Annotated in this window: 15 protein-coding genes and 2 pseudogenes; 3 read left to right on the top strand and 14 right to left on the bottom strand. The window is 57.3% G+C overall.

Annotated elements, in window-relative coordinates:
* Nucleotides 1–231, top strand: a pseudogene (locus E0501_RS21420) (hypothetical protein); the annotation flags it as partial.
* Here E0501_RS21420 and E0501_RS20985 read toward each other — a convergent pair.
* From E0501_RS20985 to E0501_RS20940, 10 genes and pseudogenes are all read right to left on the bottom strand, one after another.
* Nucleotides 176–883, bottom strand: coding sequence for an IS6 family transposase (locus E0501_RS20985; protein ID WP_137703368.1), 708 nt, complete (start codon nt 881–883; stop codon nt 176–178). The pseudogene E0501_RS21420 and the gene E0501_RS20985 overlap by 56 nt on opposite strands.
* A 55-nt stretch (nt 884–938) precedes the next feature.
* A pseudogene (locus E0501_RS20980) lies at nt 939–1,265 on the bottom strand (DUF4147 domain-containing protein); the annotation flags it as partial.
* Nucleotides 1,262–2,323: an ornithine cyclodeaminase gene (locus E0501_RS20975; RefSeq protein WP_137703367.1), complete on the bottom strand. Its 1,062-nt coding sequence runs from the start codon at nt 2,321–2,323 to the stop codon at nt 1,262–1,264. The gene E0501_RS20975 and the pseudogene E0501_RS20980, both read right to left, overlap by 4 nt.
* Nucleotides 2,324–2,350: 27 nt before the next feature.
* Entirely contained in the window at nt 2,351–3,142 is a 792-nt protein-coding gene (locus tag E0501_RS20970) for an amino acid ABC transporter ATP-binding protein (RefSeq protein WP_137703366.1), read from the bottom strand.
* Nucleotides 3,124–4,263: an alanine racemase gene (locus E0501_RS20965; protein ID WP_161594688.1), complete on the bottom strand. Its 1,140-nt coding sequence runs from the start codon at nt 4,261–4,263 to the stop codon at nt 3,124–3,126. The genes E0501_RS20970 and E0501_RS20965 overlap by 19 nt, the downstream gene beginning before the upstream one ends.
* Nucleotides 4,256–5,743 (bottom strand): M81 family metallopeptidase, encoded by a 1,488-nt coding sequence (locus E0501_RS20960; protein ID WP_137703364.1) that lies wholly within the window; start codon nt 5,741–5,743, stop codon nt 4,256–4,258. The genes E0501_RS20965 and E0501_RS20960 overlap by 8 nt, the downstream gene beginning before the upstream one ends.
* Nucleotides 5,744–5,746: 3 nt before the next feature.
* Nucleotides 5,747–6,625, bottom strand: a complete 879-nt coding sequence (speB, locus tag E0501_RS20955; RefSeq protein ID WP_268888903.1) for an agmatinase — start codon at nt 6,623–6,625, stop codon at nt 5,747–5,749.
* Between the two features lie 84 nt (nt 6,626–6,709).
* Nucleotides 6,710–7,396 carry an ABC transporter permease gene (locus tag E0501_RS20950; RefSeq protein ID WP_137703362.1) on the bottom strand — a complete coding sequence of 229 codons (687 nt, stop codon included), beginning with the start codon at nt 7,394–7,396 and terminating at the stop codon, nt 6,710–6,712.
* A complete protein-coding gene (locus tag E0501_RS20945; RefSeq protein WP_137703361.1) occupies nt 7,397–8,107 on the bottom strand; it encodes an ABC transporter permease in 711 nt (236 codons plus the stop codon). It lies immediately after the preceding gene.
* A 107-nt stretch (nt 8,108–8,214) separates the two neighbouring features.
* Nucleotides 8,215–9,003 (bottom strand): transporter substrate-binding domain-containing protein, encoded by a 789-nt coding sequence (locus tag E0501_RS20940; RefSeq protein WP_137703360.1) that lies wholly within the window; start codon nt 9,001–9,003, stop codon nt 8,215–8,217.
* Nucleotides 9,004–9,123: 120 nt separating this feature from the next.
* Here E0501_RS20940 and E0501_RS20935 point away from each other — a divergent pair, with 120 nt between their 5' ends.
* Nucleotides 9,124–10,059 carry a LysR family transcriptional regulator gene (locus E0501_RS20935; protein ID WP_137703359.1) on the top strand — a complete coding sequence of 312 codons (936 nt, stop codon included), beginning with the start codon at nt 9,124–9,126 and terminating at the stop codon, nt 10,057–10,059.
* Between the two features lie 106 nt (nt 10,060–10,165).
* Here E0501_RS20935 and E0501_RS20930 read toward each other — a convergent pair whose 3' ends face one another.
* The gene (locus tag E0501_RS20930; RefSeq protein WP_137703358.1) at nt 10,166–10,873 is read right to left on the bottom strand and encodes an IS6 family transposase; all 708 of its coding nucleotides are present in this window, start codon (nt 10,871–10,873) and stop codon (nt 10,166–10,168) included.
* 51 nt (nt 10,874–10,924) lie between these two features.
* On the opposite strand from E0501_RS20930, the gene E0501_RS20925 reads away from it, so the two are divergent.
* Nucleotides 10,925–11,845, top strand: a complete 921-nt coding sequence (locus tag E0501_RS20925) for an NAD(P)H-dependent flavin oxidoreductase (protein ID WP_137703357.1) — start codon at nt 10,925–10,927, stop codon at nt 11,843–11,845.
* A 150-nt stretch (nt 11,846–11,995) separates the two neighbouring features.
* On the opposite strand, the gene terL is transcribed toward E0501_RS20925, so the two are convergent.
* From terL to E0501_RS20910, 3 genes are all read right to left on the bottom strand, one after another.
* Nucleotides 11,996–13,495, bottom strand: coding sequence for a phage terminase large subunit (gene terL / locus E0501_RS20920; RefSeq protein WP_161594687.1), 1,500 nt, complete (start codon nt 13,493–13,495; stop codon nt 11,996–11,998).
* Nucleotides 13,488–13,925, bottom strand: coding sequence for a DUF5681 domain-containing protein (locus tag E0501_RS20915; protein ID WP_137703355.1), 438 nt, complete (start codon nt 13,923–13,925; stop codon nt 13,488–13,490). The genes terL and E0501_RS20915 overlap by 8 nt, the downstream gene beginning before the upstream one ends.
* Nucleotides 13,918–15,181, bottom strand: a 1,264-nt coding sequence (locus E0501_RS20910) for a site-specific DNA-methyltransferase (RefSeq protein ID WP_137703354.1), incomplete at its 5' end; no start/stop codon positions are given. The genes E0501_RS20910 and E0501_RS20915, both read right to left, overlap by 8 nt.

Genomic DNA, 15,181 nt, shown 5'->3' with positions numbered 1-15,181 from the left:
GCGGTCGAAACTCTCGATGCCTTCGGCGGCGCGGTCAAGACCGAGGATGATCTGCCGTCGAAAGTGCTGAACATGCCCTTCGTGAACCCGCAGAACGGGCCCATCGCGGTCGAGGATGCCAGGGTGCTGTCAGACGAATTCGAACTCGTCTCTGCCAGGACAGTAGCGCTGTCCTTTATGCCGCGCAGAGACCGCGCCACTCGGCCAGAGCAGCGGTTCGGTTCTGCTTGAAGTGGTCACGTGTGGAGAGGCTGCGATCCTGGTTGAAGTGGTTGAAGACGGAGGAGTGAACGGCAACGAATTTCTGTAAACTTCGCATTCTCCGAAAGCGCTGCATTGCCCTTTCTCGTCGTCGGAATGGCAGGTGCGAATTCTCGACTCTGTTGTTGAGCCAACGCCCACATGATTGAAGATGATCGCAACCCAAGTCGCGCAAAGCCGCTTTGTATGAAACGAACCGATCGGTGACCAGCACCTCAGGCTGACCATACCTCCTCATCAATTTTCTGAGCATTTTCAATGCGGCGCGTTTGTTTCGCCGCTTCGTGACAACGCTCTCAAGCACCTCTCCTTCGTGATCGACGGCCCGCCAAAGATAGTGCCGCTCACCGTTGATCTTCACGAAAACCTCGTCAACATGCCATTGCCATGGCGAGAATGCACGCAGCTGCTGCACACGCCGCCGACGGATCTCAGATGCAAACATCGGGCCAAACCGGTTCCACCAGAACCGGATGGTCTCGTGGCTGACGTCGATGCCTCGCTCGTGCAACAGGTCCTCGACATTCCTGAGTGACAACGGGAAACGCACATAGAGCATCACTGCCAGGCGGATGATCTCGGGGCTGGTTTTGAAGTACTTGAATGGAGAGCGTTTGGTCATGGCCAGAGGCTATGCAAGCCCCCTGCCCGGCTCAAGCCAAGTTCCTCTGACATGACCCCTTCAAAAGCTCCAGCATGCGCTTAGTGGCAGCCTCGCCGGCCTCGTCCGGCACCGGATGTGCCGCTTCGACGATTTCGATCCCTTCGCAGGGGCGCGCATAGCCATACCGCGTGATCACCAGCCCTTCGCAAGGGCCCCAGACATCCTCAACCGCCTCGGCCATGCGAGCCGAAGCCTTGCCAGCCCCGATAACAACAACACGGCCAGGCGGCCGCGCCGGCAAATGCGCCGCAAGCGCCCGCATCGGATCGGCCACCGCAACAGCGCGGTCAAAAAGAAACCGCAGAAAAGCAATTGGGGCCAATTCGCCCTGAATGCTCATGCTGTACTCATACGCTCGCGCTCGCGCTGCACCATGCCAAAAAGGTCGCGCGGGTCGTCAGGATCGGCGACCATGTCTAGCATATGGCAAAAACGGCCCTGCGAGACCTTGTCGCGCAACCAGCGCAGAGCGGAAAAATCTTCGATGGCAAACCCGACGCCATCAAATAGGGTAATCTGTTGCGCGTCATCCGTGCGACCCGGCTTATCGCCCGTCATCACCTGCCACAATTCGGTGATCGGAAAATCCTCGGGCATTTGCTGGATTTCACCCTCAATGCGGGTCTGTTCCGGATATTCAACAAATACGTCCGAACGCATAACGATATCGCGGTGCAGTTCGGTCTTTCCGGGGCAATCGCCTCCGATGCCGTTGATATGCACACCCGCCCCGACCATGTTGTCGCTGAGCACCGTGGCGTTCTTCTTGTCCGCAGTGCAGGTGGTGATGATCTGTGCACCCAGTATAGCCTCTTCAGGAGTGGCGCATTTAATCACCGTCATGCCCGACCCCGCCAGATTGCGAGCGCATTTTTCGGTCGCCTTCGGATCGACGTCGAACAGGCGCACCGTACCGATGCCACAGACCGTTTTCAGCGCCAGCGCCTGAAACTCAGCCTGCGCCCCGTTGCCGATCATGGCCATTGTCGTGGCTCCCTTGGGGGCAAGGTATTTCGTCGCCAGGGCTGAGGTCGCCGCCGTGCGCAGAGCGGTCAGGATCGTCATTTCGGCAAACAACAGCGGATAGCCAGTGTCGACCGAGGCCAACACCCCAAATGCCGTGACGGTTTGGAGACCGTCCTTCATGTTCTTGGGGTGCCCGTTCACATATTTAAAGCCGTATTCGATGCCGTCAGAGGTGGGCATCAGCTCGATCACACCTTCATGCGAATGCGAGGCCACGCGAGGCGTCTTGTCAAACAAAGGCCAGCGGCGGAAGTCTTCTTCCAGATAGGTTTCAATTTCCGCAATACAGGTTTCGGTCCCAATCTCGAGGATCAGGCGCATCATGTTCTGAACGCTAACGAAGGGGATCAAGGCGAGATCGGAGGCCGACATTGTATTGTTCCTTTAGGTCGTTGGGCACTAATGGCCAATGATCTGGCTGAGGAAGGCCTGCGTGCGTTCGTTCTGTGGGTTATTGAAGAAGGCCTTAGGCTCGTTTTCTTCAACGATGCGGCCCTGGTCCATGAAGATCACCCGGTTGGCCACCGCTTGGGCAAACCCCATTTCATGAGTAACGCAGAGCATGGTCATGCCCTCTTCGGCCAACTCGACCATGGTATCGAGCACCTCCTTGATCATCTCGGGATCAAGCGCCGAGGTGGGCTCGTCAAACAGCATGATACGCGGCTTCATGCAAAGCGCCCGAGCGATGGCCACGCGTTGCTGCTGACCACCCGACAACTGGCCGGGGTATTTGCTGGCCTGATCGGGGATTTTCACCTTCTCAAGATAGCGCATCGCCGTTGCTTCGGCTTCCTCCCGCGGTATCTTGCGCGCCAGCATTGGCGCGAGCGTGCAGTTTTCAAGGATGGTCAGATGCGGAAACAGATTGAAATGCTGAAAGCACATTCCGATTTCCGAGCGCACCTTATCGATGTTCTTGAGGTCCGAGGTCAGTTCCACCCCATCGATCACAATACGGCCTTCCTGATGCTCTTCCAAACGGTTGAGACACCTGATCAGCGTCGATTTACCCGAACCCGAAGGCCCGCAAATCACAATCCGCTCGCCACGCCGCACTTGTAGATCAATGTCATGCAGCACTTGGAAAGCACCATAGAATTTACTCATGTTTTCGATCTCGATAACCACCTCGTCGCTAACGTACATTTGGCTATGGTCGATATCGCGATCTATCGCAGTGGCAGACATGGCGGTGTTCCTTCCAATGTGAGTGATGCGCCGCTCGCCTGAAAGCCAGCTTGCGCCAAGTAGGGTGAGGTCATTGCGGTCGCCAGAGCACGATAATCAGGGCGAAACCGGATTTCGTCACCAATGGCCAAATCGCTGACATCGGTGGTATCGACAATCAAATGATCGCTGGAATACCCAACGATCGAGACGCCGCTGGTGAGAGGCGACAGACCGCCAATCTCACAATCAACTGCCCCGACGTTCAGCACCCCAAGTCTTCTTGGCTCTCTGAGCGCAACATCAACCTGCTGACCGAATGCATTGCGCCCACGCGCAGCGTACGGTCTGGGGGCCTTCAGCTTGTGCTCGATGACCTGCGCCACCAGATCGAAACAGTCCCCACGCATATGGGTAAGCGTTTGACCGTGGGCAGTTTCGCGACCCAGGAAAAGGCTTTCTCCAAGACGCAGGTGATTGATTTTGCTTGGTAAACCTTGATTCAACATTAACGAAAGTGCGCTCGAGTTACCCGCAGAGACATAGCGTAAGGAGTGTCCAATCGTGGCTTCAAGTTGATTGGCCAAAGCCACAAGCTCGGCCATATTGCTCTGATCTGGCAACACCCCCAGATTACAGGCCAAATTCGTGCCGATACCAATGATGTCGGCGTTTTCCGTGGCCATGACGGCACAGCTAAGACTGGGCAGGTCCTCAGGCGGAACCCCTTCGCGCAAATCACCCAGATCGACCATAAGAACGACCTGACAGCATTCTCCCAGTTCAGCTTTGGCAGTGGCCAGTGCGCGGATCGTTTCAATCTCGGAGAGCAGGAATATGTCAGCCAACCGCGCCGCTTCGGCCACTTCGACCATGGCGGGCGCGCGTAGCAACATGACCGGCGCGTCAATGCCACCTGCGCGCAGCCGCGCTATATTGTCGAGGCGTGCATCCGCCAGCGTGCAGATACCGTTATCCAGCATTAGGCTAGCAATGTCCGGGTTGCCACCGATGGCCTTGGTCACGCCAGATACCGCAATTCCATGCGCGGCACATAACGTTGCCAAATGAGCAAAATTTTGCTGCAGAGCATCCGTGTCAAACTCGATGCGCGGTCCGGATATTGCGTTGATATCAAGCATCGACCAGATCCAACGGAAATACCGGACGCCGCAGAAGTTCATAGTGTCGACGCGTCACATCGGGGGAACACAGCCCCCCGGCATCGACGACCAGCACCTCGCTGGCGATCGGTTCAAAAGCCGCGCGGAAATGCTGCATGGACTTCACCACCAGCACGGATTTCTCCACCGGCTCGATCCCGACACAGCGAAATTGGTTCAGATCATGCATTTGCAACGCGTTGGACGTGATCAGCACGTCAACTCCTGCAACTCGGAAACAAACGCTCGGCCCCATATCAGCAGCCACACCCGCCAGCATCGGCCCCTCGAAAGTCAGGGTGCCATCGGAAACCGCCCGCACTTCGCCAGTCAGTTTCAGCGGGCCACCACCAACCGATGGGTCGCTTTTGCCTCCAATGCTCAGCGTCAAAACACTGCCAACACCCGCTTGGGCAAGTATTTCAGCAGCCTGGGGATCAATAAGCGCGCCAAGGGCTGCATTCTGTATCCCTGCATCCAGAAAGGCAGACAGGAGCGCCGTGCAATCGCCATAGCCACCCCCTCCTGGATTGTCAGAAAAGTCAGCAAGCACAACGGGTTTGCTCGAAAGTTCGCGCCCCTTGATTCTAGCAATAGCCTCGCCCAGTGGCATCGGAAGCTTCCAGTCATCGCGAAAGCTCCAGATCACATCACACAACCGGCGCGCCGTTAGATTGGCTTCGGCTTCGGCGTTTTCATGACACACCAAAACGCTTGGCCCTGCGGCGAAAACATCAGCATCGGTAAAGCCTGCATTGACAGAAACATGCAAAATTTCTGGCGCCTGAGCGGCCTCGGCAGCGGCCTCAAGTACGCGGCACATCGGGCCATCGTGGGTCGTGCGCCCGTCATCGCAACCTACGAGCATGGGCGGGCGGTCAACTAAGAGGCTCGGCTTGATCTCCCCCCCCATCGCCCGATGCAACAGATCGCAGGCCTCACCTGCGCGCGCAGCCATGTCCACATGCGGATAGGTACGATAACTGACCGCGATTTGCACATGTTCGGCAAACTCGTCGAAGATATTCGCGTGAAGGTCCAAAGTCACTGCCACGGGAATATCCACGCCGATCGAAGCACGGATCTCGCGCAGGAACTGGCTCTCGCCGTCTTGATCCGTTTCTGTCACCATGGAGCCGTGCAGCGCAATGAACACCCCGTCAAGCGGGCCGCACTCTGCTAGCAAACGCCGTGCTTTGTCCGTGATGTCACGTCGTGCAGTCTCACGCACGGGACCACTCGGGTTGGCATGTGCGGCAAGGATCGGCACGACTTCCCACCCCATGCGCGCGGCGGCATCGATCGCACCGCCAATTTCGGAAGTCGTGTTGCGCAGCTGCTCCAGCATTTCGGCCCCGCGCACGTAACGCGAATTCTTAAAATCCTGAATGCCTGTCGTTTTCACCGTGAACGTATTGCTCTCATGGGCAAACTCAATCAAAGCCACGCGAAACACCATGGGTCAGCCCACTCTCTTGGCGGCAACTGCACAAATGTATTCGAGCACTAGGGAGGCCCCCATCAGCGCCGTCACCCCGGCGGGGTCGTAGGCAGGCGCGACCTCGACCAGATCCATCCCAACAAAATCAATCCCTGCCGAGTGGCGCAGGAAACGGATGATGTCATTGGGTGCAAGCCCGTCAACGACCGGCGTGCCAGTGCCTGGTGCATAAGCAGGATCAAGGCTGTCGATATCGATGGTCAGATACGCAGGGCCACTACCGATCACTTCCTCAATGCGGGCCTGCATCTCATCAGCGGTATGATCGTGAAGCCAATTGCGATACAGAACCGTGATATCATCGTCATCGTCATAAAAGGTTCGGATGCCGATCTGGATCGAGCGGCTTGGGTCAATTAGCCCCTCTTGCATCGCATGATGGACGAATGTGCCGTGATCGAGGAATTCGCTGTTTTGGGTGTCGCGATGGGCATCAAACTGCACCAAGGCAAGTGGGCCGTATTTTTCCGCATTGGCCTTAAGCATCGCGTAGGTGGCGCTGTGGTCACCCCCCATCATGATGGTCTGTGCACCGGCCGCTACCACGTGGCGGGCCAGCTCAGTAGCTGCCTCATACATCTGCGCGCCTTGTCCGCGCCGAAACGGCACATCACCGCAATCCACCACCGACAGGCGATCAAACGGGTCGAACCCCCAAGGCCAGACCTCGCCCCAAGCCAGTTGTGTTGAAGCCTCGCGCAGAGCCGAAGGCCCATAGCGCGAGCCTGAGCGGCCTGAGGTGGTCAGATCAAACGGAATGCCCAGTACGGCCATATCGACATCTGCAAAATCCATGCTCGGTCGACGCCGCATAAACGTACGGATCCCTGAATATGGCATTTCAACGTGCGTACTGTCTGGACCGCTTGCCGTCTGGAATACACCTTCGTTACCAAAGAGCTGTGACTTATTGTTCGGCATCTATCAATTCCCCGTGTATTTGAGCCAGGCGTTGCGGCGCTCCAATCGCCGCCAGATCGCCTCGATGATCATTACGACGATCAGATAGTTCAGAGCCGCGATATAAAAGACTGACAAATCAAACGTCTGAGCATAGATGAACCGTGCCTGCCCCAGCACATCGCGCACGGTGATGATCGAAACCAGCGACGACGCCTTGAGCAAAAGGACAAGTTCGTTGCCAAAAGCCGGCAGCATCCGGCCTACGGTGATGGGCATAATGACCCTGCGAAAAATCTGAAGCGTTGTCAGGCCAAGGGCAGAACCCGCCTCGATCACACCTTTGGGAACAGCAAGGATGCCGCCGCGCAAGATTTCAGATTGGTAGGCGGCTGAATTGAGGGTGAAGGCCAGCAAGCCGCAGTTAAACGCGTCGCGGAAGAACCACCACATGCCGAGCGCCTTCAGTTCTTTATGAAACTGGCCAAGTCCATAATAGATGATGAAGATCTGCACCAAAAGCGGTGTGCCGCGCACAACATAGACATAGCCAAAGGCCGCTTTTGACAGCAGCTTATTGCTACTCAACCGGGCTGCGGCGATCGGGATTGCCACGAAAAAGCCGAAGAACACCCCCAAGGCTGTCAGCATGACCGTGTTGGTCAGACCAATGCGCCACAGTTCAAGGTTATCTGTCAGGTGGGATAACATTTATCTGCCTCCCAGGTTTGCACTGGTGCGGCGTTCCAGCACCCTCTGCACTTGGCCCGAGAGAAATGCCAGCGTCACGAAAATTACAGCGAGAACCGTGTAGAAGAAGAACGGCTCTTTAGTCGTGGCAATCGCCCTGTTGGCATAGCGCACAAGATCGTTGACGGCGATGATTGAAACCAGCGATGTATCTTTGAGCAGGATCAGCCACAGATTGCCGAAGGCGGGAATACAGTGCCGCCACATCTGCGGGAGAACCACGCGAAAGAAAACGTGTCGGCGTTTCAGCCCAAGCGCCATCGCTGCCTCGGACTGGCCCTTGCTGACGGCTTGGTAAGCAGAGCGAACAACCTCGCCGCCAAGCGCGCTAAACACCAATGTAAGCGCCACGACGCCCGAGACAAAGGCGTTCAGAGAGATGTTGGCGTCTGCCCAGACCAACCTCGCAAGGGCATTCAGGATGATCTGAAGCTGATAGTAGATGATGATCAGGGTCAGGAGTTCCGGCAGACTACGGAAAACTGTCGTATAGCCATTGGCAAAACCGCGCAGCAACCTGCTGTTCGAGTTCTTGGCCCATGCAAGCAGAAAGGAAAGTATCAGGGCCAGCGGGGCGGTCACAAAGGCAAGTGCCAGTGTCACCATCAATCCACGCGCCAGCTCATCGCCCCAGCCCGTATCACCGAATGCAAGAAGTGACAGGAGGTCCATTTCGGCCCCTTTCCGCCTGATTGATCAAGCCTTTGAGTGTGTGCAAGGCAGATGTGGACGGGCCAAACGTGGCGGCCCAATCCATTTTTAAAGACGTCGGTATCGACTTATTTGTAAAGCTCCGTGGCCGTTTTCGGAGTCGTCATGATGTCAAAGTCGAAGTATTGGCCCCGGATCTCGTCATAGGTTCCATTGGCAACGATCGCCGCAAGCGCCTTGTTCAGATTTGACAAGAGCTCGGTATCTGATTGCCGCACAGCAATACCTGTGCCCTTGTTGCCATCAGACCGCGCAGCCTCGCCGACGAATTCACAGCAGGCGCCATCCTCTTTGGCCAGCCACGCCCCCAGAACGAACTGGCTGGCATAAGCTGCGTCAACACGGCCAGATTCAAGGTCCAGCAAGGCATCATCCAGTTTGGGGTACAGCTTGATTTCACTGTCAGGGAAATATTGCTGCAGCACCTCGACCTCGAGCGTCGATTCCTGCGTGCCGATGATTTTCCCGGCCATGTCTGACGGCAGCGCATTGCCCAGCCCTGCATCCTTGGCCGCGATAAAGCGCGCCGCGTTGAAATAGTACGGATCGGTGAAGCTCACCACCTTCAAGCGCTCGTCGGTGATCGACATGGAGGCGATGATCGTGTCGAACTTGTTTGCGTTCAATGCCGGAATGATACCATCCCAGTCGGTCGTGACCCATTCGCAGGTGACCTTCATCTCGGCGCACAGAGCATTGCCGATGTCGATGTCGAAGCCCTTCACCTGACCGGCGGAATCAAAAAAGTTGAACGGCGGATAGTAGCCCTCGGTTCCCATCCGCACTGTGTCTTGTGCCATGGCGCCCGCGGCGAATGTGGCCGCCGCTATAGTCGCAATGAGTTTCGTGAGTTTCATGGTGTTCTCCCGGTTGTCGACCGCAATGGGCCTTGTACCAGGGAGAATACGGAGTCCGCATTTTCATTGATAATTGTTATTTCTACTTGTAAAAATAAGTCAGATTTATAGTTGGTGCACATGAGCGACTTTGCAGACAAGCTGGATTGGAACCTTTTGCGGGTTTTCATGGTGGTCATGCAGGAAAAAAACATGACCAAGGCAGCGGCGGCGCTCTATCGCACTCAGCCCGCCGTTAGCCAGGCGATGAAGCGGCTGGAAGAAAGCGCCGGAGTGCAGTTGTTCGAACGGCGCCGGTCCGGGCTGCTGCCGACGCGCGCCGGGCAGGAACTGCTGGAACAGATAAGGCCGATCTTTGCCTCGATCGCTCGGATGCCACAGACGTTCTCACAGGCGCCGCGGGCGATTTCGGGTAAAGTGGTATTGGCCTCAATAGATCAAGTGATGAGCCCAGAGATCGATCGCGCTATTGAACAGTTCTTCTATGATCACCCGGCGGTCGATCTGGAAATCACTATCGAAACCACCGAAAAGATATTGCGTGCAGTCACTCTGGGCACCGTTACTCTCGGCATTACCGATGGCACAATCCCAGATGGCCTAGAGGCACGTGAGCTTCTTCGTGAGCGCTTTGGTCTTTTCTGCGGCCGCAATCATCCTTTGTATGGGAGGCGCGACGTGTCCAACAGCGATTTGCGCGCCGAGCCCTTCATCGGGTTCAATGCTGATGTTCTGGGCGGCAAACATATGAGCGATGTCACGGCCTACCGTGCCAAGGTGTCGATCGGCCAGCGGGTGCGAGGCCAGTCACCCTATGTCAACGAGGTCAGACGCATGATCGAACTTGGTCTTGGTATCGGCTTCCTGCCGCTACATCTCGCAGAACCTTTCGTCGCCAAAGGAAGTCTGTGGCGGCTCCCCCCTTACAGCGAGGAGCCGTCGGCCAGGATCTATCTGGTCACCAACTCAGAAATTCAGCTTTCAGAAGCAGAAAAACTGTTCTGGGACTATGTTGAGGCCCATGTAAAGCGGGCAGGACCAATTTCAGGAAAGTGAATTGCACCAACCAATCTATGTTACGCCGAGGTCATTCAAGAGCACCGGTGCAGGGTGCTGTCAGACGAATTCGAACTCCTCTCTACTGGGACAGTAGCACTGTCCCTTATGCCGCGCAGAGACCGCGCCACTCGGCCAGAGCAGCGGTTCGATTTTGCTTGAAGTGATCTCGTTTAGAGAGGCTTCGGTCCTGGTTGAAGTGGTTGAAGACAGAGGCGTGAACGGCAACGAATTTCTGCAAACTTCGCATTCGGCGAAAGCGTTGCATCGCCCGCTCTCGTCGTCGGAAGGGTAAGTGCGAGTTCTCAACGCGGTTGTTCAGCCAGCGACCACATGATTGGAGATGGTCGCAACCCATCTCGCGAAGCGCGGCTTTGTATGATGCGAACCTATCCGTTACAAGCACTTCCGGCGGACCACATCGCCGCATCAATTTTCTCAGCATTTTCAATGCGGCGCGTTTGTTTCGCCGCTTCGTGACAACGCTCTCAAGCACCTCGCCTTCGTGATCGACAGCCCGCCACAGGTAGTGCCGCTCACCGTTGATCTTCACGAAAACCTCGTCGACATGCCATTGCCATCGCGAGAATGCACGCAGCTGCTGCACACGCCGCCGCCGGATCTCGGACGCAAACATTGGGCCGAACCTGTTCCACCAGAACCGTATGGATTCATGGCTCACATCAATGCCCCGCTCGTGCAGCAGGTCCTCGACATTGCGGAGTGACAACGGGAAACGCACATAGAGCATCACTGCTAGGCGGATGATCTCTGGGCTGGTCTTGAAGTACTTGAAGGGGGAACGCTTGGTCATCTTGAAAGGCTAAGAGAGCCCCCTGCCCGGCTCAAGGCAAGTTCCCCTGACATGACCGCTACGACACCAGAGCTGGTGGCGGCCGTATCAAACGCAGGTGGTTTGGGACTGGCGCCGCTCTGGTTTACCGATGCCAAGGGCGTGAAGGATTTTGTTGGTCGGGTGAAAGCCCTTACTGACGCTCCTTTCGGTGTGAACCTGAACATGGATTTTCCGAGCATGGAACAGCTCGACGCCTGCCTAGAAGAAAACGTGCCTGTGATCTCAATATTCTGGGGGCGGTCGCCAGAGTTCATTGCCCATGCGCGGTCCGGCGGAGCGAAAGTAATCTTCTCGGCCTGGGATGCCCAAAGTGCGGCGGAAGCTGTTGACCATGGCGCACACGCCATCTGCGCACAGGGCTGGGAGGCAGGCGGCCATGTTCGCGGAAAGGTATCAACCATGGCACTTGTCCCGGCAGTCGTGGATGCCGTCGGTGACACGCCGGTGATTGCGGCGGGAGGTATTGCTGATGGACGCGGCCTCGCAGCGGCGCTTGCGCTTGGGGCATCTGCTGCATGGATTGGCACGAGGTTTCTGTCCGCTAAAGAAACATGCATTCACCCAGACTATGTTGCGCGGCTCATTGATGCCTGCGAAACGGACACCGGCTACTACGACAACCTTTTCGATGTTGGATGGCCCAATGCGCCGCATCGCGCCCTGCAAAATTCGACGACGAAAGCATGGGAAGCTGCTGGGCGTCCCAAACCGGGACAGCGACCGGGCGAGGGAGACACGGTCGCAAGTTCACCTAGCGAAGGCAAGGTCGTTCGCTATCAAACGTTCTCGCCAGACACGGAAACAACAGGCGACATCGAGGCTGTTGCAATGTGGTGCGGTCAGGGCGTTTCAATGGTTCGAAAGGTCCAGTCGGCTGGAGATATCGTTCTTGAGATCGCCGACGAAGCGCGGAAGATCATTAGTTTCTGATATCTCGTTGGCTTTCTCCGGATGTCGGAAAACAGCCATTCAATCTTCTCCCTCAAATGGCAGATTTGTCCGCTGAGCGGTCGTTCAGCCCTATCGGGACGGACGACCGGTCTTGGGCTCATGGCGGACGTCAAACCAATTCCCAAATGCTCAATTTTCTCCAGAAGACATCAGTCCAGGACGTCGTAGTTGTCGCGGTCGAATAAGCCCACGTCGCCGCCCCGTCTCGGGGTCTGTGTCGAGGTAAGCTTTCTCTCGATTCCGTATATGCTTGGCGAACTGGGTCAGGGCATCAACCTGATCGTTGTGCGTCGTGTTGGGGAACGCCAGAAGCTCGCGGCGGAATTCATCGAACCAGGGTTTATCGCTCGGGATCACGAATTTGCCGGACTTGAGCCAGTCCGTCTGAGGGACGAACCGGTCCAGCTTACCAGAGTTCACGGGCACCGCCCGGAAGACCCGGTGCACCTCGCGACGTAATTCCTGCAGAATGGCACTACCATTTGCGGAGTCTTCAATCAGAACAAGGTCGCATCGCCATTTTTTCTGCATGTACTGCACCCGGTCCTTGAGATCTGGATATTTCAGACGCTGTCGGAGGACGTCCAGCAGGTACCAACTCTCTTCAAACGCGTGCCAGCCGAAAGTGAGGCAGACGGAATAATCACAGCGCGGCCCGTCGTTCACCGCCGTATCCCAGCTCTGCACGAAACGAACAAAGTTTTTCTCGTTGGGCAAGGTCTCGGCCAGGACAAGATCTTCAAGCGACAGGAACTCACTCTCACCCGGTTGCGGATCCTGCTGGTACTGGGCACGGAAGGCGAAGGTACCGACGTCCGCCTTGATCTGGTCCAGAACCTCTCGGGGCTCGCGGTCCGGGCTAAGAATGTCACCGGGATCACGTTTCCAGGTCCGCCCCCCAAACAAGGCGATCTCCTGCGGAACCTCGGCGATAGACGGCAGGCAGAGATGATGGAACGTTCCTTTCTCCAGCAGGTATGCGGAGAAATCGTCCTGGTGCAGTCGTTGCTGAAGCGACACGATGCGCGCATTGCGCTTGTCGTTGAGACGCGAGAACAGCGTCTCGTCGAAGAATGTTCGGGCCTGCTCGCGGATCACCTCAGACTGAACATCAGACGCCTTGGCAAGGTCATCAATCACGATCACGTCTGCGCCAAAGCCGGTGACAGCCCCACCAAGGGAGACGGCCTGCCGGCCGCCCCCCTCGGTGGTTTTCATATGCTCGATCCGGTCATGCTTCGGGTCGATCCGCATCCGCGGGAACAGGTCTTGATAAAACCGGCTTTCGATCAGACGCCGGAACATGACACCATGCTCGCGCGCGAGGTCACCACCATAGCTGACCGTCATCACTTTCTTTTCCGGGAAATGCCCGAGCAGGAACGCCGGAAACAGGATCGAACCGCACACGGACTTCAGATGCCGCGGTGCGATCGAAATCATCAACCGCGGTGTGCGCCCATTCACGACGCCCTGCAGCGCATAACACATCGCTTCGAGATAGCGCGCTTCGTCGAGTCTTTGGCCGGGGTGCAGAACGTCGAACGCGCCGATCAGAAACAGGTAGAGGTTTTGGCGCATACCGGTGTCCGCCACTTGCCGCTCGCTCAGATTGATGTCGTCAAGCATCACCGTCGCCCTGTTTACCATCCAGGAATACGTCGCCAAGCGCGCCACCCATCAACTTCTGCAACGCTTCCAGCACAGGACGATCATCGCGTGCGGCCACCGCCGCCTCCGCCTGGGCCGCAGCTTCTTCTCGCTCCAACCCAGCCTGAAGAACGGGCAAAAGTTTGAGCAGCTTTTCGGCACTGCGTGCATCTCCATCCAGAGCATTCTTAAGCAGACGTTGAAAGAAAGCTTCAAGCGCAGTTACAGTGCGACGCTTGCCCTTGTCCGTGATGACGACCGGCCGGAATAACGTGTCGCGCAACATGGTGTCCACGTTCTTCGTGAGCTTCGGTCGCCCCTTAGGATTGCCGGACTGACCTTTCTTGAACCGACTGTCCTTGGGCGGTTTACCGTAACCAACCTCGTAATCTTTCTCCTGCTCAGACATCGGCCGCCTCCCCTTCCCGGGTTTCGGCCGACGCGGAGGCGCTCATATCGAAGGTCTCACCGGTCGAGGCATGCACGGCCGCCTCACCCGTCATCTCCTGCCAGCGACGGATCGCGACATCGACGTAGAGCGGGTCGAGTTCGATGAGGCGCGCCCAGCGGCCAGTCTTCTCGGCCGCGAGCAGCGTGGCGCCGGAGCCGCCGAAGACATCGAGCACCACGTCACCACGACGGGTCACATCCATGATGGCATCGGCCACCAGTGCGGTGGGCTTGACTGTCGGATGCTCGACAAGATCGGCCGCGCGCCCTTTGCCGAAGCTGTTCACCCCGGCATAGTCCCAGACGTTGGTGCGGTTGCGGCCATGCTTGCCCAGCTCGACATTGTTGATGTGCGGCGCACCGGGCTTTTTGAAGATGCAGATCAGCTCATGCTTGGAGCGGTAGAGGCTGCCCATGCCGCCATTGGTCTTGTTCCAAACGCAGAGGTTGATGAGTTCGAGCCCACAGCCCTTGCCGGCGCGGATAAGATCTTCGACATGGCGCCAGTCCATGCAGACATCGGCGATCCCACCCGCAGGCATGGCCTCAACCAGCAGGGTCAGGATCTTGTCCAGGAATCCCCGGAACTCGGCCGTGGTCATTTCGCCCGAGGCCATTGCGAACTCGCGATGCGCGCCAGCATTGCCCGAGCGCACGTGTCCCTGCACCGGCACATTATAGGGCGGGTCCGTGAACACCATGCGCGGGGTATTGCCATCGAGCAGACGGGCATAGCTGTCAGGTTCTAGCGCATCGCCACACAGGAGGCGGTGATCCCCGAGGATCCAGAGATCGCCCGGGCGGGTGACGGCCGGTTTGGCAGGATCCGGTTCTTCAACCGTCTCGGGTTCTTCTTCTGCCTCCCCGGCGCCTCCGATGATGATGTCGATCTCGGGCAGTTCGAAGCCGGTGATGTCGAGATCGAAGTCCAGGGCCCCGTCAAGGCTCAGATCCATCAGACCGGCAAACTCGATCTGCAGGGCATCCTCGTTCCAGTCCGAGAGCTCCGCCAGCTTGTTGTCGGCAATGCGCAGCGCCCGGACTTCGGCGTCGGACAGATGATCGGCCATCACGGTCGGCACGGCCGTCAGGCCGAGGGCCTTCGCGGCCTCAAGCCGGCCGTGCCCGGCGATAATCCCCATCTGCGCATCAACGAGGATCGGCGTGACGAAGCCGAACCGGGCGACCGAAGCTTTGAGTTTGACGATGTTCTTC

The organism is Marimonas lutisalis, assembly GCF_005434965.1.
In the GTDB taxonomy this organism is placed as follows: Bacteria; Pseudomonadota; Alphaproteobacteria; order Rhodobacterales; family Rhodobacteraceae; genus Marimonas_A; species Marimonas_A lutisalis.
This window is presented reverse-complemented; position numbering and strand designations above follow the sequence as displayed.

Bases quoted from the DNA above. Each gene is read 5' to 3' on its own strand.
- E0501_RS20985 (WP_137703368.1), bottom strand. From the start codon at position 883: ATGACCAAACGCTCTCCATTCAAGTACTTCAAAACCAGCCCCGAGATC.
- E0501_RS20975 (WP_137703367.1), bottom strand. From the start codon at position 2,323: ATGTCGGCCTCCGATCTCGCCTTGATCCCCTTCGTTAGCGTTCAGAAC.
- E0501_RS20970 (WP_137703366.1), bottom strand. From the start codon at position 3,142: ATGTCTGCCACTGCGATAGATCGCGATATCGACCATAGCCAAATGTAC.
- E0501_RS20965 (WP_161594688.1), bottom strand. From the start codon at position 4,263: ATGCTTGATATCAACGCAATATCCGGACCGCGCATCGAGTTTGACACG.
- E0501_RS20960 (WP_137703364.1), bottom strand. From the start codon at position 5,743: ATGGTGTTTCGCGTGGCTTTGATTGAGTTTGCCCATGAGAGCAATACG.
- speB (WP_268888903.1), bottom strand. From the start codon at position 6,625: ATGCCATATTCAGGGATCCGTACGTTTATGCGGCGTCGACCGAGCATG.
- E0501_RS20950 (WP_137703362.1), bottom strand. From the start codon at position 7,396: ATGTTATCCCACCTGACAGATAACCTTGAACTGTGGCGCATTGGTCTG.
- E0501_RS20945 (WP_137703361.1), bottom strand. From the start codon at position 8,107: ATGGACCTCCTGTCACTTCTTGCATTCGGTGATACGGGCTGGGGCGAT.
- E0501_RS20940 (WP_137703360.1), bottom strand. From the start codon at position 9,003: ATGAAACTCACGAAACTCATTGCGACTATAGCGGCGGCCACATTCGCC.
- E0501_RS20935 (WP_137703359.1), top strand. From the start codon at position 9,124: ATGAGCGACTTTGCAGACAAGCTGGATTGGAACCTTTTGCGGGTTTTC.
- E0501_RS20930 (WP_137703358.1), bottom strand. From the start codon at position 10,873: ATGACCAAGCGTTCCCCCTTCAAGTACTTCAAGACCAGCCCAGAGATC.
- E0501_RS20925 (WP_137703357.1), top strand. From the start codon at position 10,925: ATGACCGCTACGACACCAGAGCTGGTGGCGGCCGTATCAAACGCAGGT.
- terL (WP_161594687.1), bottom strand. From the start codon at position 13,495: ATGCTTGACGACATCAATCTGAGCGAGCGGCAAGTGGCGGACACCGGT.
- E0501_RS20915 (WP_137703355.1), bottom strand. From the start codon at position 13,925: ATGTCTGAGCAGGAGAAAGATTACGAGGTTGGTTACGGTAAACCGCCC.